The following is a 25,490-nucleotide window of genomic DNA, read 5'->3' on the forward strand; positions in this document are numbered from 1 at the left end:
GTTCAGCCCGGGTGGGTCATGCTCAGCAGGTCGAGCTTCTCGTCCAGCTGCTGCTCGGTGAGCTCGCCGCGCTCGACGTAGCCGAGGTCGATCACGGCGTCGCGCACCGTGATGCCCTTGGCGACCGCGTGCTTGGCGATCTTGGCGGCGGCCTCGTACCCGATGAGCTTGTTCAGCGGGGTCACGATCGACGGGCTCATGCCGGCGAACGCGGCCGCGCGATCGACGTTCGCCTGCAGACCGTCGATGGTCTTGTCGGCAAGCACGCGCGACGCGTTCGCGAGCAGGCGGATCGACTCGAGCAGCGCGGTGCCCATGACCGGGATCGCGACGTTGAGCTCGAAGGAACCGGATGCTCCGGCCCAGGCGACCGTCGCGTCGTTGCCGATCACGCGGGCGCAGACCATCAGCACGGCCTCCGGGACGACGGGGTTGACCTTGCCGGGCATGATCGAGGACCCGGGCTGCAGGTCGGGGATGTGCAGTTCGCCGAGACCCGTGTTGGGGCCGGAGCCCATCCAGCGCAGATCGTTGTTGATCTTCGTCAGCGACACCGCGATCGTGCGGAGGGCTCCGGATGCCTCGACGAGGCCGTCGCGGTTCGCCTGCGCTTCGAAGTGGTCCTTGGCCTCGGTGATGGGCAGCTCGGTCTCGGCGGCGAGCAGTGCGATGACCTTCTGCGGGAAGCCGAGCGGAGTGTTGATGCCGGTGCCCGTCGCGGTGCCGCCCAGCGGAACTTCGGCGACGCGGGGGAGCGCCGACTGCACGCGCTCGATGCCCAGGCGCACCTGGCGGGCGTAGCCGCCGAACTCCTGTCCGAGGGTCACGGGCGTCGCGTCCATGAGGTGCGTGCGACCGGACTTCACGGCATCCTTCCACAGCTCCGCCTTCGCCTCGAGGGCGACGGCGAGGTGGTCCAGCGACGGGATGAGCGTGTCGATGAGCGCCTGCGTGACGGCGATGTGCACCGAGGTCGGGAACACGTCGTTCGACGACTGCGACGCGTTGACGTGGTCGTTCGGGTGCACAGGGGCGCCGAGGATGCCGGTGGCGAGAGTGGCGAGCACCTCGTTCATGTTCATGTTCGAGGACGTGCCGGATCCGGTCTGGTACGTGTCGACGGGGAACTCGCCGTCGTGTGCGCCTGCGGCGACCTGGTCGGCAGCCGCAGCGATCGCATCGGCGATCGCGCCGTCGAGGGTGCCGAGCTCCTTGTTCGCGAGCGCCGCCGCCTTCTTGATCCGGGCCAGGGCTGCGATCTGGGTGGATTCCAGACCCTTGCCCGAGATCGGGAAGTTCTCCACCGCGCGCTGCGTCTGCGCGCCGTAGAGCGCGTTCACGGGCACGCGAACCTCGCCCATCGTGTCGTGCTCGATGCGGTACTCGGTGTCGGTCACTTCGATCCCTCCAGGGTTGTGGGAGCGCCTGTGCTCCCGGTGTCGATCCCCACCGTGATGACGGGCACGGCCGTGCCCTCGGCGAGGCGGTAGTTGGCGCCGACGATGCCGAGTCGTCCCTCGGCGACGGCGTCGCTGATCAACTCGGACGACTGCAGCAGGTTCGCGACCGTGTTGCGCAGGTGCTCCCGTCCGACGAGCTCGGCATCGATGTCGGCGGGCGCTGAGCCGCCGTTCTCGGCGAGCACCTTGCGTGCAGCCGGGATGATCGGCGCGATGAGCTTCCAGATGTGCGGGGGGAGGGGAGCCGCGTCGATGGCCGTGCCGTCGATGGCCGCCTTGACGGCGCCGCAGGAGTCGTGCGCGAGCACCACGATCAGCGGGACGCGCAGGACCTCGACCGCATACTCGAGGCTTCCGACGATCGACTCGCCGATGACCTGACCGGCGTTGCGGACCACGAACAGGTCTCCGAGGCCGAGGTCGAAGATGATCTCGGCGGACAGACGCGAGTCCGAGCACCCGAACAGGGTCGCGATCGGACTCTGCCCTTCGGCGAGTTCATGGCGCTTCTCGACATCCTGATTCGGATGCCGCGGTTCACCGGCGACGAAGCGACGGTTCCCCTCTCGCATCTCGTGCCAGGCCTGGTTCGGAGTCAACACGGTCATTCGGCCTCCTCTACGGCGGTGATCTGAGAGTTCAGCGACTCGGCGAGTCCGGCGGTGGACTCTGCAGAGCGCGAACCGAACAGCAGGACGTAGTCATCGCCGGCCTGTGTGCCCAGCGCGTAGGTGACGTTCGCGGATCCGCGGTCGCCGATGTCGTACACGTCCCACTCGCGCCCGTCGATCGTGAGGGTCGAGGTGGGGGCGAAGCCGTCCAGCACCTGCGGCGCCCAGGACGCATCGGCGTCGAAGGCCTGCGCGATGCGGATGAAGCCGCGCTCCTCCTCATCGGCGGGGGCGATCGTGATGTTCCAGACGACCGTGGCACCGCCGTCGAGCTTCGCGACGTTCACGCGCCAGAAGTCGTCCAGGTCGGGCACGACGACCGGGCTCTGCATGGTCGATTCGACGTCGGCGGCGATCCTGTCGACGTCGATCTCCTCGGCGGCCGTCGGCTCGCCGCGCGGTACCGCGAACACGATGACCGCGACGACCGCGACGGTCAGGATCAGCGCCGCGATCAGGTGCCGGAACGTCTGGCTGGAACGGTAGGCCTGGCTGGAAGCCGACTTGCGGGCCGCCGTCTCGTCCGGAGTCTCCGGGCGCCCGAGCTCGGCGACGATGGGCGCTGCCGGCTTGCGGCTCACGACTCGTCCTCGTCGGATGCCGCGGTGCGCGCGGCATCCAGGCGGCGCTTCGCGCCCAGCAGCCATTCCTCGCAGCGCGCGGCGAGCGCCTCGCCGCGCTCCCATAGTGCGAGCGACTGCTCGAGCGTCGGCGCGCCCTGTTCGAGTTCTGCGACGACCCGTACGAGCTCGTCGCGAGCGGCCTCGAACGACAGCGATTCCACAGGGGTGTCGATGGGCGCAGTCACGCGTTCCATCCTACGTCGTCACCCGACACCCGCTGATTCAGGCGCCTTCCGCGATCTCGCCCTCGGAGCGCACGGCCACCGACCCGCGGTCGACGGTCAGCGTCAGCGGCGTCCCGGAGGGAGCATCCGCCGCGTCACGCAGGATCACACCGCCGTCGAGATGCGCGATCGCATATCCGCGTGCGAGGGTCGCTGCGGGCGACAGAGCACGCAGGGAGGCGCGCAGTTCGGACGTGCGCCGCCCGGCGTCGTCGATGCGGCGCGTGACGATGTCGCGGCCGCGAGCCGCGAGCAGCAGCACCTCCTGGGCTCGCGCGTCGATGATGTGGTCGGGGGAGCGCAGCACGGGGCGCGAGCGCAGCTGATCCAGTTGCACGATGTCGTGCGAGACCCGCTGGGTCAGCCGGCTCGTGGCCCGCGAACGCAGTTGCGCGATGAGCGCTCGCTGTTCGCCGACATCGGGGACGACGCGCTTCGCGGCGTCTGTCGGGGTGGATGCCCGCAGATCGGAGACGTCGTCGAGCAGGGGATGGTCGTTCTCGTGGCCGATCGCCGAGACGATCGGAGTGGATGCCGCGGCCACGGCACGGACCAGCCGCTCATCGCTGAAACCGAGGAGCGTCTGCGGGTCGCCGCCGCCGCGGGCGATGATGATCACGTCGACATCGGGGTCGGCATCCAGCTTCGCCAGCGCGGCGAGCGTGTCGGGCACGCACCGGTCGCCCTGCACTGCGGCGTACTCGGTGCGGAACCGGACGGCGGGCCAACGCAGCTCGGCGTTGCGATGCACGTCCTTCTCTGCATCGGAGCGCTCACCGGTGATCAGGCCGATGACGTGCGGCAGGAACGGCAGTGGAGTCTTTCGGGAGGCGTCGAACAGGCCCTCCTGGCGCAGCTGCATCCGCAGCTTCTCCAGTCGCTCGAGCTGATCGCCGAGTCCGACGTGCTTCATCGCCGACACCGTGAAGCTGAAGTCGCCCGCCTTGACGAAGTAGTCGGCCTTCACCGCGGCGACGACGTGGTCGCCGATGCCGAGGTCGTCGGGGATGCGGGCGCGCACGCTCGACCAGATGCGCAGCGAGATCTGGGCATCCGAGCGGGTGTCCTTGAGGCGCGCGAAGACGTTGCCCGCCCTGACGTTCCAGGAGGTGATCTCGCCCTCGACCCAGACCGTGTTCCATCGGGCGACGAAGTCGCGGATCGTGATGTTCAGGCGCGCGACCGAGGTCGGGGCGTCCGCGGTGGAGTCCTTCGGCGCGACCGCGTCGGCCGGGGGTGCCTCGCCGGGCACCGAATCGGCCTCGAAGACGGTCATCCTGCTCCTTCTGCCGGTGGCTCGCTCACCCAGCCTCGTCCCATCCGTCGGCCGTAGAATCGAGGGGTGAGCCAGACAGCCGTGCACCTATCCATGCCGCGTATTCCGCGATCGCGGCGCGCCGCGCTCCAGGATAACCCGGTCGACGGACACAAGCGGGTGCTCCTCGCGGCACCGCGCGGCTACTGCGCCGGCGTCGACCGAGCCGTGGTCGCCGTCGAGAAGGCCCTCGAGCGCTACGGTGCGCCGGTGTACGTGCGCAAGCAGATCGTGCACAACATCCACGTCGTGACCGAGCTCGAGGAGAAGGGTGCGATCTTCGTCGAAGAGGTCGACGAGGTCCCCGAGGGCGCGCACGTCGTGTTCAGCGCGCACGGTGTGTCTCCGGCCGTCGTGAACGCGGCATCCGATCGCGGTCTGCATGCGATCGACGCGACCTGTCCTCTGGTCACCAAGGTGCACCGGGAGGCCGTGCGCTTCGCCAAGAACGACTTCGAGATCCTGCTCATCGGCCACGACGGACACGAAGAGGTCGAGGGGACCGCCGGTGAGGCACCGGAGCACGTGACCGTGGTGAACTCCCCGGAGGAGGCGGACACCGTCGTGGTGCGCGATCCGTCCAAGGTCGTCTGGCTGTCGCAGACCACGCTGTCGGTGGACGAGACGATGGAGACCGTCAACCGGCTCCGCACACGCTTCCCCGAGCTGCAGAACCCCCCGTCCGACGACATCTGCTACGCGACGCAGAACCGTCAGGTCGCGATCAAGAAGGTCGCGGCCGACGCGGATCTGGTCATCGTCGTCGGCTCGGCGAACTCGTCCAACAGTGTCCGGCTCGTCGAGGTCGCGCTCGAGTACGGCGCCAAGGCCGCGTACCGCGTCGACTACGCCGATGAGGTCAAGCAGGAATGGCTCGACGGCGTCGCGACGGTCGGCGTCACCAGCGGAGCCTCGGTTCCGGAGGTGCTCGTCGAGGAGGTGCTCGAGGCGCTGAGCGGCGCCGGCTACGCCGACGTCCAGGAAGTGCGCACCGCAGAAGAGGACCTCATGTTCTCGCTTCCCAAGGAACTCCGCCAGGATGCCGCGGGCCAGCGCGATGCGCGCGCGCTCGGCGGACGCACCTCGGAGACCACCGCCTAGTCGTCACCTGTTCGGGGTGGTGGGGCGCAGCCTCGCCGGACTCGGTCCTACGATGGATGTGCAGCGGCCGATCTGATGGCGCCGTTGCAGGTGCCGGAGCGTCCCCAGCGCTCGGTGCTTCGGCGAGAGCGTCCCCAGCGCTCACGTCAGCGGCCCCGGGGTGTCCCCACACACCGGGGCCGTCGCCGTTTCCCGGCGTGATCCTGGGAGGCTCGCAGAGAGCGACTGGCTAGCATGGCGGGATGAGCGACCAGATGACACCGGCCCAACGGCCTCAGTACGGCGAGTATGCGACGCCGGAAGAGCAGCGTCGTCTGGCCGGGCTGCCGCCCGTGGACGCAGCCCCCGTCATGGAGGAGCAGATCGCTCCGGTGACGCCGCCGGTACCGGCGCCCGTTCCGAACGCTCGCCGGGGCAATGTCGACCGCATCGTGACGATCGCCCTGCTCGCGTACGGACTGGTCAACGTCGTGATGACGGCCATCTCGTACCTCGATCTGCCGACGGTGCTGCAGCAGAGCATGCAGATCCTCGGCATCGAGGGCGACTTCAGCAACTTCGCCCAGGGTCGGCTCTGGGGCGGGATCGCGGCCGTCGTCCTGGTGATCGGCTACGCGCTCACCGTGCTCGTCGCCTTCCGCCGTCTTCGCGCGGCCAAGCGCTCTTGGTGGGTCCCCGTCGTCGGAGCGGCCGTGACGATGGTCGGGGTCACGATCTGCGTCATGATCCCGATGCTCGGCGACCCGGCCTTCGTCCAGTACCTGCAGTCCGGCGGCGTCTGACTTCTCGAGGCGATCAGGAGCGCGATCTGATGTGAGCGTCCGGACCCGGGAAAAGGACTCCTTCGTGCCCGTCGTCCCACCGCACCAGGTACGGAGGCGCCCCGTCGTCTCCGTGGACCTCGACGATGGTGCCTTCTCGTCTCGGCGTCGTATCGGTGCGTCCTTCGACGATCAGGTGATCTCCGGGCTGTGCATGCATCATCCCCACCTCGTTCCGCTGCCGGCCATGCGCTGCCGCTGATTCCACGATCCTCCGCATGGGCGGTTGTCCGCAAGCGGGTCACGGGTACTGTCGAAGACGTGCTCCAGAACAGTTTCGGTGTCCAGGTCTCATACGCCTCCGTCGATCGCGGTGACGGATCGGATCCGCGCCCGTCGGCGCGGGACGTGCTGTCCGCCCTGCGGGTGCTCGCTGGCGTGCGCGATGCCACGGCGGCGTGGGGCGACCGCACCGAAGCCGTGCTGGTGATCCCGTTGACGGATGGCGGCACGCTGCTGACGCTCACCGACGAGGACGCGATCGCGACGACGCTGACCGTCGACGCGCTGCGCGAGGCGTTCGTGGATGCCGGGCTGAACCTCTGGATCGACGCCGGCACACCGTCGCCGAGCGGGGTCGAGGGCTTCGAGGAGTTCGAGGCAGAGTTCGATGAGAGCGACGGCATCGGCGACGACGAGGATGCCGAAGAATTCGGCGATCTCCTGCCTGAACTGTTCGAGCCCACGCCCGTCCGCGTGGCGGCGTTCTCGCACCGCGGCCCCGCCGTCGCGCGCATCCTCGCCGAAGCGAATCGGACCGCGGTCGAGCATGCCGAATCCGGGGTGTGGTCGCTGCAGCGGTTCCGGAGCTCCGAGCCGACCTCCGGATGGGTGTCGGCGAAGGCCGAGCTGCCGGTGATCGAAGTCAACCGCACGGACGACGGCGACGGCTGGATCGAGGTCACCGCCGCATCCGGCACCGTGCCGTTCTGGCCGGATGCCGAACGCGACACGCAGCCCGTCCTTGATCTGGACACCATCTCCGTTGCGGAGACTGCGGAGGTGTATCGGCGTCTGCTGGCCGAGGGCGATGGCAGCAGGGACGAACTGGTCGAGATCGCTGCGAGCACGCATCTGGACGTCGAGGGGGCGCATCGTGCCCTCGTCGCGGAGGCACTCGGAGGCATTGTGGGCTCCGATGAACGCCGCGGCGCCTTCCTTGCCGCCTTCGGGATCCCTGCGGATCTCATCGCGCGGGCCTTCGACGACGCCGAGCAGACCGGCCGGCGGTTCGAGCCGGTCGGCTGGGCTGCGGCGGTATGGAACACCCTGATCGCCGGAGTCGGCGAACTGGCCCCGCTGACGCGGCGGGACACCTTCTGGCAGCGTCTGACGGGTGCGATCCGACGCAGGCCGGTGCTCGGCCTCGCGATCGCGGCGGGCGAGCTGTCCGCAGGGCTGTGGGCGGCGAGTCGGCTGCGCGGCCTCGGCAGGGGCCTGGGCGTCCTCGCCGTCATCGACGCGATCGGCGGCATCGCGGTCTGGGTGGCGCGACTGCGCCGTCGCTGACGCGCGACGACGCCCGGCGCGCGAGGCGCCGAGCGTCGTCGCGCTGGTCTCAGCGGGCGTTGCCGTTGTTGAAGTGGTAGTCGCCGTTGCCGTGGTCGCCGTTCGCTCCGGGGCCGCGGCCGTCGGTGCCCGGCTCGACGTGGTTCGTCCTGGTGTGCACGATGTCGTAGTACACGCTCGTGTCGGCGGCGTTCGGGAACACCCGGTACGTGAAGACGTTCTTGGTCAGCTCGGTGATCGGGACGACGCGCTGGAACAGCACGTTGCCATCGGCATCCTTCGCATTGATCCAGCGCTCGGAGCCGTCTGGCGTGACGGTCCAGTCGCCCTGAAGCTTGGGGCTGTCGTCGAGGTTGTACATCGTGTACGTGCCGTCGGCGTCGAAGTACGCCCAGCCGACGAAGTTCGACACCGCAGCGTCGTCGAGGGCGATGCGGTTGCCGTTCTGGTCGAACGCGCTCGTCGTCTTCCACGGCGTCGAGGCGAGGACGTCCGACGGTGTCTGCGCGATCCGTACGGAAGCGACGGATGCCGAGGTCGACGGGGCGGCGGCGGCAGCGGTCGCCGGGACGACGGCCAGCGCGGCGAGCACGATCGTCGAGGCGGCGATGGCGGAACGGCGGGTGAAGGAAGTGGTGATGTTCATGTCTTCAACGCTACGAATCCCGCCCAGGGCGGCACATCATCCGATCGGCTATCGCTGAGCATCCGAGCGGAGGACGGGTTCGAAACGCAGGATGCCCCGGCCGACCGGCCGGGGCATCCGTGATTCTGCAGGAGTCGTCAGCTCTTGGACTGGCCGTAGCTGCCGAGCTGACGGGTCGACTCGACGACGCGAGCGGCCATCGCGGACTCCGCGATCTTGCCCCAGGCGCGCGGGTCGTACTGCTTCTTGTTGCCGACCTCGCCGTCCACCTTCAGCACGCCGTCGTAGTTCTTGAACATGTAGTCAGCGATCGCGCGGGTGTACGCGTACTGCGTGTCGGTGTCGATGTTCATCTTGATGACGCCGTTCGCGACCGCGAGGGCGATCTCCTCGTCGGTCGAGCCGGAGCCGCCGTGGAACACGAGGTCGAGCGGCTTGGCGCCCGTGCTGTACTTCGCGGCGACCTGCGCCTGGATCTCGCCGAGGAGCTCGGGGCGCAGCTTGACGCCGCCGGGCTTGTAGACGCCGTGGACGTTGCCGAAGGTGAGGGCGGCGATGTAGCGCCCCTGCTCGCCGAGGCCGAGGGCCTGCACGGCCTGGTCGACGTCCGCGAAGGTCGTGTAGAGCGCGTCGTTCGATCCCTCGTGCTGGACGCCGTCCTCTTCGCCGCCGACGACACCGATCTCGACCTCGAGGATCGCGTTGATGTTCTTCATGCGGGGGAGCAGGTCCTTGGCGATCTCGATGTTCTCCGCCAGGGGAACAGCCGAGCCGTCCCACATGTGGGACTGGAAGATCGGGTTGCGCCCGGCCCTGACCTCTTCCTCGGATGCCGAGATGAGCGGCTCGACGAAGCCGGCGAGGGCATCCTTCGGGCAGTGGTCTGTGTGCAGTGCGACGGTGACGGGATAGTTCTTCGCGACCTCGGTCGCGAAGCGGGCGAAGGCGAGGGCGCCGGTCGCTCGGGCCTTCACGGTGTGACCGGCGAAGTAGTCGGCGCCGCCCGTGGTGACCTGGATGATGCCGTCGGAGCCGGCCTCGGTCAGGCCCTGGAGGACGGAGTTGATGGTCTGCGAGCTCGAGACGTTGAAGGCCGGGTACGCGAAGCCACCGGCCTTTGCGCGGTCGAGCATTTCTGCGTACTGATCCGGAGTGGCGACGGGCATGAGAAACTCCTGCGATAGATGAAGCCGGGACAGCAGTCACTCTATCGCCGGACGCTCCCGATGCCGTGGCCGTGTCGGCGTCGTCGACGAGTGCTCTTCGCTCTTGTTAAGAATCGTGATTCCTTTGGCTATATTGATGTGAAACTCCTGTCTTTTCGGTCGATCGGCTGGTTAGGCTGACCGCATGGTGAGTCTGACGGCCGATCTGAGCCCCTTGCGTCCTGACCGCAACCTCGCGCTGGAGCTGGTGCGCGCGACCGAGGCTGCGGCGATCCGCGCGGTGCCGTTCATCGGTCGAGGCGCCAAGGAGGCTGCCGACGGCGCAGCGGTCGACGCCATGCGCGCGTTCCTGGGGACCGTCGACTTCAAGGGCCGGGTCGTGATCGGCGAGGGCGAGAAGGACAACGCGCCGATGCTGTTCAACGGCGAGGTCGTCGGCACCGGTCGCGGCCCCGAATGCGACATCGCGGTCGACCCGATCGACGGCACGTCGCTCACTGCCGCCGGCCGTCAGAACGCGCTGTCGGTGATCGCCGTATCGGACGGCGGGACCATGCTGGACGCGTCGAGCGTCTTCTACATGGACAAGCTCGTGACAGGACCCGCGGGAGTGGGGATCGTGGACATCCGCCTGCCGATCGGCGAGAACATCCGTCTGCTGTCCAAGGCGTTGGGCAAGCCGGTCGACGAGATCGTCGTCTCAGTGCTGAACCGTCCCCGGCACGAGCAGCTGATCCAGGAGATCAGGGAAGCCGGTGCCGGCACGCGCCTCATGAGCGACGGCGACGTCGCCGGCGGCATCAATGCGGCGCGCCACGGCGCACGGACGGATATGTGCGTCGGCGTCGGCGGGAGTCCGGAGGGCATCGTGACCGCGTGCGCCATCAAGGCGCTGGGCGGACACATCCAGGGGCGGCTCTGGCCTCGGGACGACGAGGAGCGTCAGCGCGGAATCGATGCAGGCCTCGACATGGACAAGATCCACGAGGCGGACGATCTGGTGCAGGGCAACAACACGATCTTCGTCGCGACAGGCGTCACCGACGGCCAGCTGGTCGCGGGCGTGCGCCGTGAGGGCGGCTACGTCTACACGGAGTCGGTCGTCCTGCGCGGAGCATCAGGCACGCTGCGCCGAATCGCCAGCGAGCACCTCGTCTCGAAGTGGCTGTGAGCGCGGCGATCAGCGCCGGCTGAAGCCATCGTTATCGACCCGGTACGGCGTTCGTCGCTCGTCGCGTCCGGGTTTCCCAGCGGAGCCTGGCAGAATAGGCGCGGATCTGCTGTCGTGCCTCCGAGGCGCGACCGGAGGAGGACGAGCGATGAGCACGCAGCATACGGGCAGCGAGAAGACGACGCCGAAGGTGGTCACGACCGCCACCGGCCGCATCCTCCGAGTGAACCCGGATGGCACGCTCGGCTCGAGCTCGCAGGAGGGCCCCGCATCGGCGCAGACCGCCGCGGCGGCGCGCACGGGCATCGCTCAGGATCCGGCACGTCGTGCCGATGTGCTCTTCCGTGTTCGGCGCGAAGCGGGCCACGAACTCAGCGTCTGGTGGATGGTCGGCGCCTTCGTCGTCACGTCCGGCCTCGTGATCGCTCTGCTCAGCTGGGTGCCGGGCGGCGCGTGAGCCGCACGCGCTGAGCGACCCGGCGTCCGCCGATCGACTCAGTGCTCGGCTGCGGGCGTTGCGTCCGTGGCCGTTTCCGCGTCGGCGAACCGGGCGCGCACGTCGCCGACATCCGCCTGCAGCAACGCCGGACTCGGAGACGCGAGCGCCTCTTCGTCGCGTGCGACGCCCTCGATCAGTTCCGGGGCCGTGAAACGGCGGCCGGTGGCGACGACGGTGGGCGGGGTGGTGTCGAGCGCCCCCGCGTCGATCCCCGGGAACTGTCGGGCCGTCACCAGCACGCGACTCTCCAGGGATCCGGCGAAGCGGTTGTAACTGTCGACGGTGCGTTCGAGTGCTCGACGCAGATCGTCGGCGTGACCGGCGAGCGTCCCGAGGCGCTCGTAGAGCTGGGTGCCGAGGGCGAGGAGAGTCCTGGCCTCGGTCGAGACCTCCTGCTGCGTCCAGGTGTAGGCGACCGTCTTCAGCACCGCCCACAGGTTCACCGGGGATGCCAGCGCGACCCGCTTGCCGAACGCGTAGTCGAGCAGAGTCGGATCCTCGTCGATCGCGGCGGCGAGCAACGACTCGTTCGGGAGGAAGCAGATGACGAACTCGGGACTCGAGTCGAGTCCTGACCAGTACGCCTTCTTGGCCAACGCGTCGATGTGCGCGCGCACGGCCTTGACGTGCTTCTGCATGAGTGCGCGGCGCGCAATCTCGTCGTTCTTGCCGGCACCGAGGGCACCGGCTTCGAGATAGGCGTCGAGCGGAACCTTCGCGTCGACGGCGATCGATGCGCCGCCGGCGAGGCGGATCACCATGTCCGGGCGGCCCTGGCCGCGGTCGGAGAAGATGGTGGACTGCAGGTCGAAGTCGACGTGCCGTGTGAGGCCGGCAGCCTCGACGACCCGACGCAGTTGCGTCTCGCCCCAGACTCCTCTCGTGGCCGTCGAGCGCAGCGCACCGGCGAGCGACTCGGTCGTCGCGCGCAGCGCCTCATCCGACTCCTGCGCACGCCGCAGCTGCTCGGTGAGGGAGCCGAACTGCGCGTGCCGCTCCTGCTCCAGTGAGGAGACCTTGTGCTGCATCTGCTGCAGGCTCTCGCGCACCGGGGCGAGCGCGGTCAGCACGGCGTTCTGCTGCTGGACGCGCGCCGTCTCGGCGGTCTGCTGCGCTCGAGCGTGCTCGACGGCATCCCGATACAGGTCGTACTGCCGGTCGCGGTCATCTCGCGCAGCCGCGAGCTCGGCCTCGGCGCGCGCCAGCGCTGCGGCGCTGCGGGAGGCGCGCGCGAACCACCCGGTCGCTGCTCCGGCGGCCAGAGCGACGATGACGAGAAGAACGATCAGCAGAGCATCCATGACTTCAGTGTGCGCCCGGCCTCCGACATCGGCCGGCGTGCGCGCCGCGGTCAGCCGGTTCAGGCGACGGCGCGCTCCGGTGCGGCGACCTGCGGCGCCGTGACGCGCAGGCTCAGCGTCTCGGCGAGGGCGTCGACGTCCGCCGCGCCATGTCGGCGGGCGGCATCGATGACGATCTGCGCGCAGGCGCGCGCATCCGCCAGCGCGTCGTGATGCGAGAACTCGGAGAAACCGGCGGCGGCTGCCGCCTTGGGCAGGCGATACGAATCCAGTCGATACGTCTTGCGGGCGACCTGCAGACTGCACAGCGACCGGTACGGCGGGCATTCCAGTCCGGTCGCCGCTGATGCCCGGCGCAGCACGTTCAGATCGAACCCGGCGTTGTGCGCGACCAGCACGTCCGCCCCGGCGAAATCGCACAGCCGGTCGAACTGCTCTGGCCAGGTCGCGGCATCCTCGACGTCCTCGGGCCGGATGCCGTGGATGCGGACGTTCCATTCCTGGAAATCGTCGTGCCCGGCCGGCGGACGGATCAGCCATCCCGTCATCGCGACGACCTCGCCGCCGCGCACGCGCACGAGCCCGACGGAGCACGCGGAGGCGGGGCTGGAGTTCGCGGTCTCGAAGTCGATCGCAGTGAAATCCAGTGGCACGACTTCACTGTCTCCCGGCATCCGGACACGACGTCGCAGGCTCGCCGTAGGCTGACCACATGAGCGACGCACGCGCGACTTCCTTCGGCTCGCAGGCCGGTGCCTACGAGCTCGCACGCCCCGACTATCCGTTCGAGGCGGTCGCATGGCTGCTCGAGCAGCTCCCGCACGGGGCTCGCCGGATCGCCGATGTCGGCGCAGGCACGGGCAAGCTCACACGCGTCCTGGTGAAGGCCCCGGATGCCGAGGTCGTGGCCGTCGATCCGGATGCCGAGATGCTCGCAATTCTCCGGCAGAACGTGCCCGGGGTCCCGACCTTCATCGGCACGGCCGAGCGGCTGCCGCTGCCGGATGCGAGTCTGGATGCCGTGGTCTTCGCCCAGGCCTGGCATTGGGTCGAACCGATCGCCGGCTCAGCAGAGGTGGGACGCGTCGTGCGCTCCGGGGGCGTGCTGGGGTTGATCTGGAACATCCGCGACGAACGGACCGATTGGGTGCGCCGACTGACCGCCATCATGCACGGCAGCGCGGCGGAGCAGATGCTCGCCGACGCCGGTCCGCAGGTCGCGTCGCCGTTCGGTCCGCTCACGTCGCAGGAATGGGAGTGGACGCGTCCGATGACGCGTGCGCAGCTGCATGATCTGGCGACTTCACGCAGTTACGTGATCACGGCACCGGATGATGAGAAGAAGCGCATCCGCCGTGAGATGGACGACCTGTTCGACGAGCTCGGTGCCCACGGCGATGACGTGATCGATCTTCCCTACGTGACCCGCGCCTTTCGGGCGGTACGCGAATGAACGACCGGATCGATGCCGTCTTCTTCGATCTGGACGGAACGCTCGTCCACGACGGGGCGGGGGATGCCGTGCGTCAGACCGCTCATGAGCTTGCGCGACGGCACGGGCTCGATGCGGACGCGATCCTCGCGGCGAACGCCGAGGTGTGGAGCGGATGCTGGGCCGAACAGGGCGAACGCTGGATGCGTGGTGAGCTTCCGAGTGACGCGCTGCCGCGTGAGATCTGGCGGCTGACACTGGCAGATCTCGGCCGGGACGACGAGGCGCTCCTGGATGAGGCCGCGCAACTGCACGTCCGGGCCGAGCGGGGCACCTTCACGCTGTTCGCCGAGACGCTCGCGGTGCTGGAGGAGCTTCGTTCCGACGGCATCCCGTTGGGGGTCATCACGAACGGACCGGCCGAGTTCCAGCGCGCGAAGCTCGTGACGGTCGGGATCGACGGCCTGTTCGACGTCGTGGTGGCCTCGGGGGACATCGGGGTGCTGAAGCCGGCCAGTGAGATCTTCGTGCGTGCGCTCGACGGACTCGGAGTCGCAGCGGGGCGCGCGATCCACGTGGGCGACAACTTCGCGGCCGATGTCGTCGGCGCTGCGGATGCCGGGATGACAGCGGTCTGGATCAATCGCGACGCGGTGGTCGCGCCTCGATCGGACGTCGCCCATCGCGACATCCGTTCGCTGCGGGACGTGCTGGTCGAGCCCGCGCAGAAGACCGGCATCCTGCGCGGGTAGACTCGTACCCCGTGGCTCTCACTATCGGCATCGTCGGCCTGCCCAACGTCGGCAAGTCCACCCTGTTCAACGCACTCACCAAGAACGACGTGCTCGCGGCGAACTACCCGTTCGCGACGATCGAGCCGAATGTGGGCGTGGTGAGCCTGCCGGACGCACGCCTCGGCACGCTCGCTGAGATCTTCGGCAGCGAGCGCATCCTTCCGGCGACGGTGTCGTTCGTCGACATCGCGGGCATCGTGCGCGGCGCGAGCGAGGGGGAGGGGCTGGGCAACCAGTTCCTCGCCAACATCCGCGAAGCCGACGCGATCGCGCAGGTCGTGCGCGGATTCGCCGATGACGACGTGGTTCACGTCGACGGCGCGGTGAACCCGGCATCCGACATGGAGACGATCAACGCAGAGCTCATGCTCGCCGACCTGCAGACGCTCGAGAAGGCGATCAGCCGGTACGAGAAGGAGGTGCGCGGGCGCAAACTCGACCCCTCGGTGCTGGAGGCCGCGAACGCGGCGAAGGACGCGCTCGAGCGCGGCATCCTGCTGTCGACGAGCGGGATCGACCTCGCACCGATCCGCGAGCTCGGCCTGCTGACATCGAAGCCGGTCATCTTCGTCTTCAACGTCGACGAGTCGGTGCTGACGGACGATTCCCGCAAGGCCGAGCTGGCGGCTCTCGTCGCGCCGGCGAAGGCGGTCTTCCTCGACGCAAAGATCGAGTCCGAGCTGATCGACCTGGACCCTGAGGATGCCGCGGAGCTGCTCGCCTCCACCGGACAGGAGGAGTCCGGACTCGACCAGCTGGCGCGCATCGGCTTCGACACGCTGGGCCTGCAGACCTACCTCACCGCGGGTCCCAAGGAGGCGCGCGCCTGGACGATCCACAAGGGTGACAAGGCTCCGCAGGCCGCGGGTGTCATCCACACCGACTTCGAGAAGGGCTTCATCAAGGCCGAGGTCATCTCGTTCGACGACATCGTGGCGACGGGGTCCGTCGTCGAAGCCCGTGCCAAGGGCAAAGCACGCCTGGAGGGCAAGGACTACGTCATGCAGGACGGCGACGTCGTGGAGTTCCGCTTCAACAACTGACGTACGCGTCGAGCGGACATGCCGTCGGCATGTCGGACGCCCCGGCTACGGTCGGCGTATGACGATTCATCTTGAGGGCATTACCGTTCTCGCCGATGATGTGACGACTCTCGCTGATTTCTACGAGCTCGCACTCGGCTGGGAAGTGGAGGTTCGCGAAGAAGCGTACGTCGCGTTCGGGGGCCAGGGGGTGCGCGTCGCGATCTTCTCTCGTCGATTGATGAGCGGGAACACCGACGGCCATCCGGCTTATGCCGTGCCGTTCACTGGCCAGGCATTCGAACTGAACCTTCAGTGTGAGAGCGCGGACGAGGTGGAGCGGTGTTACGATCGGCTGGTCGCTGCGGGCGCGACGCCAACGGGGCGACCGGCGTTGCGGGCATGGGGCCAGTTCGCCGGCTTCTTCGCGGATCCCGAGGGGAACATTCACTCTCTGTTTGCGAACGTGCAGTGAGTGTCGACATTTCTGCGCACGCGCTGTCGTCCGACGCACGGAGCTCGTCGACCACACCGCTGACGCTGGTGCAACCCGGTGGAGTTCCGTCTCAACACTGAACCTCTGACTTTGCTCGACACGATCTCAGAGCGAGATTGCTCGTCACTGCGACTGTCAGAAGGCCGGACGTGGCTGCAGCGTGTGAAGGGCCGTGGTCAGAACTTGCGCGTCGCGACGTCCGGTCGGTGTGAGGCTGCCAGCAGCCTGTCGAGCTCGTCGGCGGTCAAGGGGTGACCACGGTCTGCCAGGTAGTCGTCGCCGAACCCGTCTGGACCTTCTGCGTAGATCGCGGTGTATGCGCCGGATTCAGGCTCGGCTCGCCAGGACTTGTCGAGCGTTCCTGCGTCGATCGGATCGAAGCCGAGCGCTCGCACCAGTTCGCTGACTTCGCCGTTGGCCTGGGCATCGTTTCCGAACACGGGCAGTGCCGTCCGCGGCTCTGAGTTCGCGAGCAGGGGGATGTGGTGCGCGACGATGTTGTTGAATACCTTGACAAGTCGTGTGCCTGGCAGCAGCGCCTGCTCGAGTTCGGCAGTGGTCGTCTCTCGTGCGTCGAGGGTCCGGATGCGTCCGTCGCGGTGGGGATAGTAGTTGCCCGTGGACAGGATCATCTTGCCGTGCAGAACGGCATGCGGGAGCCGCTCGTAGGCGGCGAGCGGAATGGCGATGACGACGAGGTCACTGAACGCGGCGGCCTCTTGCATTGTGCCGGCGTGAGCGTTCGCGCCCAAGCCTGCCACGAGATCGGTGAGGGTCGCGGGGCCGCGGGAGTTGGCGATCGTCACCTGGATGCCTGCATCGACCGCGAGGCGCGCGAGGGCTTCGCCGATGGCTCCGCTGCCGATGATTCCGATCTGGTTCATTGCATGTCCTTGCGACCGCCCCGCGGCGGATTGTCGTGTTCTTGTGGGGTCGTTTCGGCGCCGACGGCATCCAGTACCAGGGGCAGCAGGCCGGGGAAGCGACGAGCGAGTGCGTCTGTGCGGAGCCAGTTGCGGTGACGCGTCCCGTCGACCTCCTGACTGATGAGTCCGGACTCGCGCAAGATCCTCCAATGCCGCGTGAGCGCAGACTTCGACACGCCGAAGTCGGAGCTGCTGCATGCGCCACCCGGATGGGACGCGATGTGCGAGACGATTGCCCGTCTCACCGGGTCGGACAGTGCGGACATCACGGCGAACAGATCGATCTCGTCCTCCGTTGGGACCAACAGGGGGCGAGCGAGTCGGCTTGCCATCCATGACTCCTCGAGTTCTTGTGTATGTACGCGTACTGACGTACATCGTATCCCATGTTCATTCGACTGCGTACATGAGCCGCTGTCCTGGGCCGCGTCGCTGCGCCATGACGGAGCCGCACCCCGCACTCGGCCACCGATACGATCGGATCATGACCGGGCCCGTCGCATTCTCGTCCGGAAGCACCATCGCTATGAAGCTGCGCGCACTCGTACGGGCATGGATCACCGTCTCGATCCTCACCGCAGGGGCTGTCGGCCTCGCAGGCTGTTCGCAGCCCGCACCAGAACCCGCGACCTCTCCGGACGCCTCGGCCGCGGAATCCTCGGAACCGCCCAAGGGGCGGGCCGACGGGACCAGCGGAAGGGCCGAGAAGCTCGACGCGATGACCGACATGGAGGTCGTTGCGTGCGTCAAGCGCGCCGGAGACTCCGAGATGCTCGATGAGTACATGTCCTTGATCGACGAGCACGGTCAGTTGGACGATCTCGATTCCGGGACCCTCGCCCGGATCGTGGAAGAAGCCGGCTTCCGCGCGCATGTGTACGACATTCTGGGCGCGGACATCGACGCCTGTTGATCGCCCGCCTGGTTCTGACGCTGCCGGTTCCGAAGTCGGCCGTCGCGGGCCCCTAGACTTCCGATGTGAATGAAGCGCCCACGGCGACCCGCAGCACAGTGCGCATGCTCCTGATCACCGTGGCCGCTGTCGTCGTGGTCGTGCCCGTCGCGCTGGCCGCGTGGATCGGACTCATCTTCCTCGCCGACCGGCTCGAGATGGATCTGACCGCGAACGAGGTGTTCGCCTGGCTCATCGCGGCCGTCGTCGCGTTCGTACTCTGGCCCATCACCCTTCGCGCAACTCGCCGGCTCTTCTGGCGGCAACGCCACCGCAGAATCGGGGACCCAGACCCGGCTGAGGACGCCCCGGGGCCCCCGGTGCCGAAGATCCGCGTCACGCCCGGAGATCGTCTGGGGCGCATCACTGTCGTCATCGTCGGTGGGCTCGCGCTGCTGCTCATCAGTGGATCGCAGGAGATCACCGCGCTTCTCACCGTCGGCATCGGGGCGGCGAGCAGCGGATCGCGGTCCGCATGGCTGCTGCTGCAGCTGGCGGTCTTCCTGCTCCTCCTCGCGCTGTTCTTCCCCGTGCTGTGGCTGACCGACCGCACGCTCAGGAGCGTTCCGCCGGCCGATCCCCGCCGGCAGGCTCTCGAGGTCCGCCAGGACTGGTATCTCGCTGCTGTGACGGCCTGGGTGGCGTGCCTGGTGCTCGGGTACGTCTTCGCCTATCTCGTGCTCACTCGGCTCTGAGCATGGTCGCTTCGAAGGATCAGGGCGGAGGCGACGCGACGCATCTTGCCGGCGCGCGCATGCCGTGGCGTTCGCCGACGGAACCCGACGGCTTCGCCTGCGTCAGTAGACGCGGCGGATCTGCTGCGGCCAGCCGCACGCCTCGGCGATTCTGCCGCCCCATGCCTTCGCTGCGTCGTCATCTGCGACGTCGATGATCGTCAGGCCGCCGATGTGCTGTTCCGCCGGGGCGAACAGGCCGGCGGTGAACTCCGGATGTCCGTACCCGGTGGCAAGATGAGCGCATGCCCGAGTCTCCGGAGGTTCAGGCGCTCGCCGAGTTCCTCGACGAGCGCGCCGCAGGCCGCGTCGTCGCGAGCATCGACATCGCCGAGTTCCGCATCGTCAAGACCCGTGACCGTCCGCCCGCCTCGCTCGTGGACGCGCGAGTGACCGGAATGCGGCGCTTCGGCAAGCACATCGGGATGGACACGACCGCGGGCTGGCTGATGATCGGGTTCGGCCGGAACGGCTGGATCCGATGGAGCGCCGCGGGAGACCAGCCCGATGTCGAGTCCGCTCCGGAGGTCGCGCGCATCGTGCTCGATGACGGAGCCGTGATGCGGCTCGTCGACACAGGGGACTTCCTCGCCGTCACGGCATCGGTCGTGGACTCCCCGAGCGGCGTGCCCGGTATCGCCGCTCTCGGGCCCGACCCGCTCTCGTCGGACTTCTCACGTGATGATCTCGAGCACGCGCTCGGTGCCAGGCGGAAGCAGATCAAGGCACTGCTTCAGGAGCAGAGCAGTCTGGCCGGCATCGGCAATGCCTACTCCGACGAGATCCTGCATCGGGCGCGACTGTCGCACGCCGTGCATGCCGTGGCTCTGGATGCGGACGCGAGAGATCGCCTGTTCCATGCCGTCGTCGACGTGCTGACCGCAGCGGTCATAGACCGTCGCGGGCTTCCCCCTGACCGGATCAAACAGGCGAAGGTCGAGGCGATGGTCGTGCATGGGCGCGGTGGGGAGGCCTGTCCGGTGTGCGGCACGACGATCCTCGATCACGTCTCGGGTAGTGCATCCGCGCAACTGTGTCCGCATTGCCAGCCGGAACCGGCGATCGGCGGTTCAGAGCCGTGACCAGGCCTCCGTCAGCACGCCTCGGAGGATCTGCTCGATCTCGTCGAACTCGTTCTGGCCGATGGTCAGCGGGGGAGCGAGCTGGATGACGGGGTCCCCTCGGTCGTCGGCGCGGCAGTAAAGCCCCGCGTCGAACAGCGCCTTGGAGAGGAATCCGCGCAGCAGGCGCTCGGATTCGTCGTCGTCGAACGTGGTCTTGGTGGCCTTGTCCTTGACGAGCTCGATCCCGAAGAAGTAGCCCTCGCCGCGGACGTCTCCCACGATGGGCAGATCGAGCAGCCTCTCGAGCGTGCTGCGGAAAGCGGGGGACTGCTCGCGCACGTTCTGGAGCAGGTGCTCCTCCTCGAAGATGTCGAGGTTCTCCATCGCGACGGCGCTCGACACCGGGTGGCCTCCGAACGTGTAGCCGTGCGGGAACGACGACGTCCCGGTCGCGAACGGCTCGTACAACCTGTCGCTGACGATCGTGCCGCCCAGCGGCGAATAGCCGCTCGTCACGGCCTTGGCGAACGTGATCATGTCGGGCTGATAGCCGTAGTGCTCGGCGCCGAAGTATGCTCCGAGCCGCCCGAAGGCGCAGATCACCTCATCCGAGACCAGCAGCACGTCGTGACGATCGCAGATCTCCCGGACCCGCTGGAAGTACCCGGGCGGCGGCACGAAGCATCCGCCCGAATTCTGCACGGGCTCGAGGAACACGGCCGCGACCGTGTCCGGCCCCTCGAATTCGATCATCTCCTCGATCCGATCGGCCGCCCACACGCCGAACTCCTCCTGCGTCGCACCGCCGAAGCCCGCCTCACCGGCGCGGTACCAGTTCGTGTTCGGCACCCGGAAGCCGCCGGGCGTGACCGGCTCGAACATCGACTTCATGTCGGGCAGTCCGGTGATCGCCAGCGCCCCCTGCGGCGTCCCGTGATAGGCGACGAAGCGCGAGATCACCTTGTGCTTGGTGGGCTTGCCGCGCAGCTTGAAGTAGTGCTTGGCGAGCTTGAACGCGGTCTCCACCGCCTCACCGCCCCCGGTCGAGAAGAAGACGTGATTCAGATCCCCGGGCGCGAGCGAGGCGATCCGGTCGGCCAGCTCGATCGCGGCGGGGTGCGCATACGACCAGAGGGGGAAGAACGCGAGTTCCTCGGCCTGCTTCGCCGCGGCCTGAGCGAGCCGCCGTCGACCGTGCCCTGCGTTGACAACGAACAGCCCGGAGAGGCCGTCGATGTACTTCCGGCCCTTCGAGTCCCAGATGTGGTGGCCCTCGCCCTTCACGATGATGGGAACGCCGGGGCCCTCGGTCATCACCGACTGCCGGGCGAAATGCATCCACAGGTGGTCGCGTGCCATCTCCTGCAGGCGAGCGTCGTCATGCGTCATGATCCTTCTCCTTCGTGTGCACCGGTCAATGTCCTCGCCCCGAGACGGCGTCGGCGAGACGGGCGAGCGGCGAGGTCTCGCGACGCCCCCACGCCTCATGCGCGTCGGCGGCGTGATAGGCCCCGTAGATGGCCTGGACGGCGAGCCAGCGTAGCGGTTCCGGCTCCCAGCGATTCGCACGATGTCCCACCCACGGCAGATGGGCGAGGTCGCTGTCGCGGCGGAGGATGAGATCGGCGAGCGTCCGTCCGGCGAGATTCGTGGTCGCGACACCCGTTCCGACATAACCGCCGGCCCAGCCGAGCCCGCTGCGGTGATCGAACCCGACGGTCGCCGCCCAATCCCGCGGCACCCCGAGCACCCCTGCCCACGCATGGTCGATCGGTACCCCAGCGGCATCCGGGAAGAAGCGTCGCAGCAGCCCCGTCAGGTCCCGGATCGTGCGCTCCTGCGTCACGCCATCGCTGTCGACACGCGAGCCGTAGCGGTAGGGCACGCCGCGACCGCCGAACGCGATCCGATCGTCCGCCGTGCGCTGCGCGTACATGTACACATGCGCCAGATCGCCCAGCGTCGCGGCATCCTGCCATCCGATCGCGTCCCAGACGGATGCCGGAAGCGGAGCCGTCACGATCATGGACGAGTTCATCGGAAGCCAGGTGCGGTGCTCGCCCTTCAGCTCGGCGGTGAAGCCTTCGGTGGCACGGACGACGGCATCCGCCGAGACGACCCCACGATCGGTGACAGCGCACCCCGGCTCGATCGCCAGTACCGTCGTCTCCTCGAATATCCGCACGCCGAGCCGCTCGACGGCCGCGGCCAGCCCACGCGCGAGCTTCGCCGGGTGGATGCGCGCGCAGTGCGGGTGCCATATTCCCCCCAGAGCACCGTCGACCTGCACGTGCTGTGTGGTCTCGGCCGCATCCCAGAGCTCCACGTCCGTGTGCGGCCAGGCGCTCTCGCTCTCGAAGAAGGTCCGCAGCCGATGAAGCTGGGCGGGACTTCGGGCGATGTTCAGCTCACCGCCCTTGTGCGCATCCGCATCGATGCCCTCGATGCCCATCACTCGGATCACCTCGTCGACGGTGGCGTTCATGGCCTCCTGCTGACGGGACCCGCCGTCGTGGCCGTACTGCTCCCGCCCGCCGGTCACAGAGTTCGTCAGCCAGCCGCCGTTCCGCCCGGACGCACCGAAGCCGGCGAAGCGGCGCTCCAGCACCGCAATCCGGATGTCCGGCTGGAGGGACTTCAGATAGTAGGCGGTCCACAGTCCCGTGTAGCCGCCGCCGACGATCGCCACATCGACGTCGAGGTCTCCCGGCAGCGCGGGCCGCGGCGACGGCAGCCCCAGCTGCTGCCACCAGAACGAGACCCCGCCGTTGCCGGTCATCAGGACAGGCTCGACATCACATGCTTGATACGGGTGTAGTCCTCGAAACCGTAGACGGAGAGGTCCTTGCCGTAGCCGGAGTGCTTGAAGCCGCCGTGCGGCATATCCGAGACGAAGGGGATGTGCGCGTTGATCCAGACGCAGCCGAAATCCAGATCGCGTGAGAACCGCATCGCCCGTCCGTGATCACGGGTCCAGACGGAGGAGGCGAGCGCATAGGGCACGCCGTTCGCGAGATCGAGCGCCTCCGCGTCGGTGTCGAAGGGCTGCACGGTCAGCACGGGGCCGAAGATCTCCTCCTGAACGACCTCGTCCTTCTGCCGGACACCCGTGACGATCGTCGGTTCGAAGAACCAGCCGACATCGCCCTGCCTCCGCCCGCCGGCCTCCACCCTGGCGTGTGCGGGGAGGCGGTCGATGAAGCCGGTGACCCGCGCGAGCTGGTCGGCGTTGTTGAGCGGGCCGAAGAACGCCGTCGGGTCGTCGGGCGCGCCGGTCCTCGCGTGCGCCTCGGTGTGCGCGACGAGGCGCTCGACCAGCTCGTCGTGCAATGAGGAATGCACGAGGACTCGCGTGGCGGCGGTGCAGTCCTGTCCGGCATTGAAGAACGCCGCTTCGACGATTCCGGGCACCGCTCTGGCCAGATCGGCGTCGTCGAACACGAGCGCCGGGGCCTTGCCGCCGAGCTCCAGGTGCACCCGCTTCACCTGTCGCGATGCGGCTTCGGCGACCTGCATGCCGGCGCGCACGGAACCGGTGATCGCGACCAGCTGCGGGGTGGGATGCTCGACGAGCAGCGCGCCGGTCGTGCGATCGCCGAGCACGACGTTCAGCACGCCCTTCGGCAGGATGCCGACGGCGAGCTCGGCGAGGCGGATCGTGGTCTGCGGGGTCGTCTCGCTGGGCTTGAGGACGACCGTGTTGCCGGCGGCGATGGCCGGTGCGATCTTCCAGATGGCCATGTTCAGCGGATAGTTCCACGGTGTGACCTGCGCGACGACACCGATCGGCTCACGACGCACGAACGAGGTGAACCCCTCCGCGTACTCGGCGGCGGCCCGTCCGTCGAGGTCGCGTGCCGCTCCCGCGAAGAAACGCAGCTGATCGACCGACTGCTCGATCTCGTCAGAGACCAGCGAAGCACGTGGCTTGCCGGTGTCCTCCGACTCGAGATCGGCGAACTCCTCCGCATGCCGCTCCAACGCGTCCGCCAGGCGGAACAGCGCCAATTGGCGCTGCGCTGGAGTGGTCGCGCGCCAGCCGGCGAACGCCGCCTCGGCCGCGGCGAACGCGGCATCCGCATCCTCGGCCGTGGAGATGCCCGCTTGTGCATACGCCTCCCCGGTGACGGGTGAGATCAGATCGAGTGGGACGCCCGAGGGCAGCGTGCGTTCGCCGCCGATGAGATTGTGCAGCGTCATGATTCCTCCAGAACGGCGTCGGCTTCGTCGAGCGCACCGTCGATGATGTCGAGTCCGCGGCGCAGATCGGGCTCCTCGATCACAAGGGGAGGAGCGACGTGGATCCGGTTGAAGTGCGTGAACGGCCACAGGCCGGCCCTCTTGCATGCCGCGGCGACGGCCGCCACCGGGGCGGCATCCGAACCGCTGGCGTTGAACGGGACCAGCGGCTCTCGAGTGTCCTTGTCGCGCACCAGTTCGATCGCCCAGAACAGACCGCGTCCTCGCACGTCGCCCACCGACGGATGCGCGGCCGCGATCTCCTGGAGCCGTGGGGCGACCACGCGTTCGCCGAGGTCGCGGACACGCTCCAGGACGCCGTCGCGGCGGAACACGTCGAAGGTCGCGACGCCTGCGGCGCAGGCGAGCGGATGCCCCGAGTAAGTGAGGCCACCGGGGAAGGCGACCGTGTCGAAGTGCGCCGCGATACGATCGCTGATCACGACGCCGCCGAGCGGCACGTATCCGGAGTTGACTCCCTTGGCGAAGGTGATGAGGTCTGGGACGACGTCGAACGCCTGGAACGCGAACCACTCGCCGATGCGTCCGAAGCCGACCATGACCTCATCGGCGATGTAGATGATCCCGTATCTGTCGCACAGGGCCCTGACGCCGGGGAGATACCCGGGCGGCGGCACCAGCACGCCGTTCGTGCCGACGACGGTCTCCAGGATGATCGCGCCGATCGTCGCCGCTCCCTCGAGGATGATGGTCTGCTCGAGGTGCTCCAGCGCCCGCTCCGTCTCCTCCTCCGGCGATGAGGAATGGAAGGGCGATCGATACGCGTCGGGGCCGAAGAAGTGGGCCACCGAGCCGTCGCCCGGTTCGTTCGGCCAGCGGCGGGGGTCGCCTGTCAGGCTGATCGCCGTCGTGGTGTTCCCGTGATAGCTGCGGTACATCGACAGGACCTTGCGCTTGCCGGTGACCATCCGGGCCATCCGTACAGCGTTCTCGTTGGCATCCGCTCCGCCGTTCGTGAAGAACACCTTGGAGTGTCCGGCGGGCGCGACTTCGGCGATCAGCCGGGCAAGTTCACCGCGGACGTCGTTCGCCATCGACGGCTGGATGGTCGCGAGCCGGCCCGCCTGTTCCTGGATGGCCGCTACGAGATCGGGATGCTGGTGCCCGAGGTTGAGATTCACCAGCTGCGACGAGAAGTCGAGGTAGGTGTTCCCGGCGTAGTCCCAGAACCGTGCTCCCGATCCACCGGCCACCGGCGTCGGATCGATGAGCGCCTGGGCGCTCCAGGAGTGGAAGACGTGGCCGCGGTCCTCGGCGCGGATCCGGGTGTCAGCGTTCTGGTCGATGATGCTCATGAGTGTCC

Annotated in this window: 28 protein-coding genes; 12 read left to right on the plus strand and 16 right to left on the minus strand. The window is 68.2% G+C overall.

Going from position 1 to position 25,490, the window contains the following annotated elements; all coding sequences use genetic code 11:
* Positions 1-2: 2 nt before the first annotated feature.
* Genes ACI7YT_RS05475 through xseA form a run of 5 tightly spaced genes read right to left on the minus strand, consistent with a single transcriptional unit; the run spans position 3 to position 4,254 of the window.
* Entirely contained in the window at positions 3-1,397 is a 1,395-nt protein-coding gene (locus ACI7YT_RS05475; protein WP_406249454.1) for a class II fumarate hydratase, read from the minus strand.
* Complete coding sequence (locus ACI7YT_RS05480) at positions 1,394-2,068, minus strand: carbonic anhydrase (protein WP_406249455.1); 675 nt, start codon at positions 2,066-2,068, stop codon at positions 1,394-1,396. The genes ACI7YT_RS05475 and ACI7YT_RS05480 overlap by 4 nt, the downstream gene beginning before the upstream one ends.
* Entirely contained in the window at positions 2,065-2,712 is a 648-nt protein-coding gene (locus ACI7YT_RS05485) for a DUF4245 family protein (protein ID WP_406249456.1), read from the minus strand. The genes ACI7YT_RS05480 and ACI7YT_RS05485 overlap by 4 nt, the downstream gene beginning before the upstream one ends.
* Positions 2,709-2,939 carry an exodeoxyribonuclease VII small subunit gene (locus ACI7YT_RS05490; protein WP_406249457.1) on the minus strand — a complete coding sequence of 77 codons (231 nt, stop codon included), beginning with the start codon at positions 2,937-2,939 and terminating at the stop codon, positions 2,709-2,711. The genes ACI7YT_RS05485 and ACI7YT_RS05490 overlap by 4 nt, the downstream gene beginning before the upstream one ends.
* Positions 2,940-2,976: 37 nt before the next feature.
* Complete coding sequence (gene xseA / locus ACI7YT_RS05495; RefSeq protein WP_406249458.1) at positions 2,977-4,254, minus strand: exodeoxyribonuclease VII large subunit; 1,278 nt, start codon at positions 4,252-4,254, stop codon at positions 2,977-2,979.
* Positions 4,255-4,347: 93 nt separating this feature from the next.
* On the opposite strand from xseA, the gene ACI7YT_RS05500 reads away from it, so the two are divergent.
* Both ACI7YT_RS05500 and ACI7YT_RS05505 read left to right on the plus strand, forming a co-directional pair.
* Positions 4,348-5,394 (plus strand): 4-hydroxy-3-methylbut-2-enyl diphosphate reductase, encoded by a 1,047-nt coding sequence (locus tag ACI7YT_RS05500; protein WP_406250501.1) that lies wholly within the window; start codon positions 4,348-4,350, stop codon positions 5,392-5,394.
* A gap of 242 nt (positions 5,395-5,636) precedes the next feature.
* Positions 5,637-6,176 (plus strand): DUF6264 family protein, encoded by a 540-nt coding sequence (locus ACI7YT_RS05505; RefSeq protein ID WP_406249459.1) that lies wholly within the window; start codon positions 5,637-5,639, stop codon positions 6,174-6,176.
* 13 nt (positions 6,177-6,189) lie between these two features.
* Here ACI7YT_RS05505 and ACI7YT_RS05510 read toward each other — a convergent pair whose 3' ends face one another.
* The gene (locus tag ACI7YT_RS05510) at positions 6,190-6,435 is read right to left on the minus strand and encodes a DUF1918 domain-containing protein (protein ID WP_406249460.1); all 246 of its coding nucleotides are present in this window, start codon (positions 6,433-6,435) and stop codon (positions 6,190-6,192) included.
* A gap of 41 nt (positions 6,436-6,476) precedes the next feature.
* Between ACI7YT_RS05510 and ACI7YT_RS05515 the strand changes: the two genes are divergently transcribed.
* Positions 6,477-7,724 (plus strand): hypothetical protein, encoded by a 1,248-nt coding sequence (locus ACI7YT_RS05515; RefSeq protein ID WP_406249461.1) that lies wholly within the window; start codon positions 6,477-6,479, stop codon positions 7,722-7,724.
* A 49-nt stretch (positions 7,725-7,773) separates the two neighbouring features.
* Here the strand turns inward: ACI7YT_RS05515 and ACI7YT_RS05520 are convergent, their stop codons facing one another.
* Both ACI7YT_RS05520 and fbaA read right to left on the minus strand, forming a co-directional pair.
* On the minus strand, positions 7,774-8,370 hold the full coding sequence (locus ACI7YT_RS05520; RefSeq protein ID WP_406249462.1) for a DUF4822 domain-containing protein: 597 nt from the start codon (positions 8,368-8,370) through the stop codon (positions 7,774-7,776).
* Positions 8,371-8,507: 137 nt separating this feature from the next.
* Positions 8,508-9,536, minus strand: coding sequence for a class II fructose-bisphosphate aldolase (fbaA, locus tag ACI7YT_RS05525; protein WP_406249463.1), 1,029 nt, complete (start codon positions 9,534-9,536; stop codon positions 8,508-8,510).
* 184 nt (positions 9,537-9,720) lie between these two features.
* On the opposite strand from fbaA, the gene glpX reads away from it, so the two are divergent.
* Together glpX and ACI7YT_RS05535 are read left to right on the plus strand one after the other, a co-directional pair.
* Entirely contained in the window at positions 9,721-10,707 is a 987-nt protein-coding gene (gene glpX / locus ACI7YT_RS05530) for a class II fructose-bisphosphatase (protein WP_406249464.1), read from the plus strand.
* A gap of 148 nt (positions 10,708-10,855) precedes the next feature.
* A complete protein-coding gene (locus ACI7YT_RS05535; protein WP_406249465.1) occupies positions 10,856-11,164 on the plus strand; it encodes a hypothetical protein in 309 nt (102 codons plus the stop codon).
* Positions 11,165-11,202: 38 nt separating this feature from the next.
* Here the strand turns inward: ACI7YT_RS05535 and ACI7YT_RS05540 are convergent, their stop codons facing one another.
* Both ACI7YT_RS05540 and ACI7YT_RS05545 read right to left on the minus strand, forming a co-directional pair.
* Positions 11,203-12,507, minus strand: a complete 1,305-nt coding sequence (locus ACI7YT_RS05540; RefSeq protein ID WP_406249466.1) for a DNA recombination protein RmuC — start codon at positions 12,505-12,507, stop codon at positions 11,203-11,205.
* 59 nt (positions 12,508-12,566) lie between these two features.
* Positions 12,567-13,160, minus strand: a complete 594-nt coding sequence (locus ACI7YT_RS05545) for a 3'-5' exonuclease (protein ID WP_406249467.1) — start codon at positions 13,158-13,160, stop codon at positions 12,567-12,569.
* 59 nt (positions 13,161-13,219) lie between these two features.
* Here ACI7YT_RS05545 and ACI7YT_RS05550 point away from each other — a divergent pair, with 59 nt between their 5' ends.
* Genes ACI7YT_RS05550 through ACI7YT_RS05565 form a run of 4 tightly spaced genes read left to right on the plus strand, consistent with a single transcriptional unit; the run spans position 13,220 to position 16,230 of the window.
* Positions 13,220-13,960, plus strand: coding sequence for a class I SAM-dependent methyltransferase (locus tag ACI7YT_RS05550; protein WP_406249468.1), 741 nt, complete (start codon positions 13,220-13,222; stop codon positions 13,958-13,960).
* Entirely contained in the window at positions 13,957-14,691 is a 735-nt protein-coding gene (locus ACI7YT_RS05555) for an HAD family hydrolase (RefSeq protein WP_406249469.1), read from the plus strand. Before ACI7YT_RS05550 ends, ACI7YT_RS05555 begins: the two co-directional genes overlap by 4 nt.
* Positions 14,692-14,702: 11 nt before the next feature.
* A complete protein-coding gene (gene ychF / locus ACI7YT_RS05560) occupies positions 14,703-15,776 on the plus strand; it encodes a redox-regulated ATPase YchF (RefSeq protein ID WP_406249470.1) in 1,074 nt (357 codons plus the stop codon).
* Between the two features lie 58 nt (positions 15,777-15,834).
* On the plus strand, positions 15,835-16,230 hold the full coding sequence (locus ACI7YT_RS05565) for a VOC family protein (RefSeq protein WP_406249471.1): 396 nt from the start codon (positions 15,835-15,837) through the stop codon (positions 16,228-16,230).
* A 197-nt stretch (positions 16,231-16,427) separates the two neighbouring features.
* On the opposite strand, the gene ACI7YT_RS05570 is transcribed toward ACI7YT_RS05565, so the two are convergent.
* On the minus strand, positions 16,428-17,135 hold the full coding sequence (locus ACI7YT_RS05570) for an NADPH-dependent F420 reductase (RefSeq protein ID WP_406249472.1): 708 nt from the start codon (positions 17,133-17,135) through the stop codon (positions 16,428-16,430).
* Entirely contained in the window at positions 17,132-17,509 is a 378-nt protein-coding gene (locus ACI7YT_RS05575) for an ArsR/SmtB family transcription factor (RefSeq protein ID WP_406249473.1), read from the minus strand. The genes ACI7YT_RS05570 and ACI7YT_RS05575 overlap by 4 nt, the downstream gene beginning before the upstream one ends.
* 152 nt (positions 17,510-17,661) lie before the next feature.
* Between ACI7YT_RS05575 and ACI7YT_RS05580 the strand changes: the two genes are divergently transcribed.
* The 3 genes from ACI7YT_RS05580 (at position 17,662) to ACI7YT_RS05590 (ending at position 19,945) form a co-directional block, all read left to right on the plus strand.
* On the plus strand, positions 17,662-18,090 hold the full coding sequence (locus ACI7YT_RS05580) for a hypothetical protein (protein ID WP_406249474.1): 429 nt from the start codon (positions 17,662-17,664) through the stop codon (positions 18,088-18,090).
* A gap of 65 nt (positions 18,091-18,155) precedes the next feature.
* A complete protein-coding gene (locus tag ACI7YT_RS05585; protein WP_406249475.1) occupies positions 18,156-18,824 on the plus strand; it encodes a hypothetical protein in 669 nt (222 codons plus the stop codon).
* Positions 18,825-19,108: 284 nt separating this feature from the next.
* A complete protein-coding gene (locus ACI7YT_RS05590) occupies positions 19,109-19,945 on the plus strand; it encodes a DNA-formamidopyrimidine glycosylase family protein (RefSeq protein ID WP_406249476.1) in 837 nt (278 codons plus the stop codon).
* Here ACI7YT_RS05590 and ACI7YT_RS05595 read toward each other — a convergent pair.
* Genes ACI7YT_RS05595 through ACI7YT_RS05610 form a run of 4 tightly spaced genes read right to left on the minus strand, consistent with a single transcriptional unit; the run spans position 19,934 to position 25,482 of the window.
* Positions 19,934-21,316 (minus strand): aspartate aminotransferase family protein, encoded by a 1,383-nt coding sequence (locus ACI7YT_RS05595; RefSeq protein WP_406249477.1) that lies wholly within the window; start codon positions 21,314-21,316, stop codon positions 19,934-19,936. The two genes, ACI7YT_RS05590 and ACI7YT_RS05595, sit on opposite strands and share 12 nt — an antisense overlap.
* 25 nt (positions 21,317-21,341) lie before the next feature.
* Positions 21,342-22,706 (minus strand): NAD(P)/FAD-dependent oxidoreductase, encoded by a 1,365-nt coding sequence (locus ACI7YT_RS05600; protein WP_406249478.1) that lies wholly within the window; start codon positions 22,704-22,706, stop codon positions 21,342-21,344.
* Positions 22,706-24,127, minus strand: a complete 1,422-nt coding sequence (locus ACI7YT_RS05605) for a gamma-aminobutyraldehyde dehydrogenase (RefSeq protein ID WP_406249479.1) — start codon at positions 24,125-24,127, stop codon at positions 22,706-22,708. Before ACI7YT_RS05605 ends, ACI7YT_RS05600 begins: the two co-directional genes overlap by 1 nt.
* The gene (locus tag ACI7YT_RS05610; RefSeq protein ID WP_406249480.1) at positions 24,124-25,482 is read right to left on the minus strand and encodes an aspartate aminotransferase family protein; all 1,359 of its coding nucleotides are present in this window, start codon (positions 25,480-25,482) and stop codon (positions 24,124-24,126) included. The genes ACI7YT_RS05605 and ACI7YT_RS05610 overlap by 4 nt, the downstream gene beginning before the upstream one ends.
* Positions 25,483-25,490: the final 8 nt, after the last annotated feature.

Origin of the sequence: Microbacterium sp. M, from assembly GCF_045181065.1 — a bacterium.
Lineage (GTDB): Bacteria > Actinomycetota > Actinomycetes > Actinomycetales > Microbacteriaceae > Microbacterium.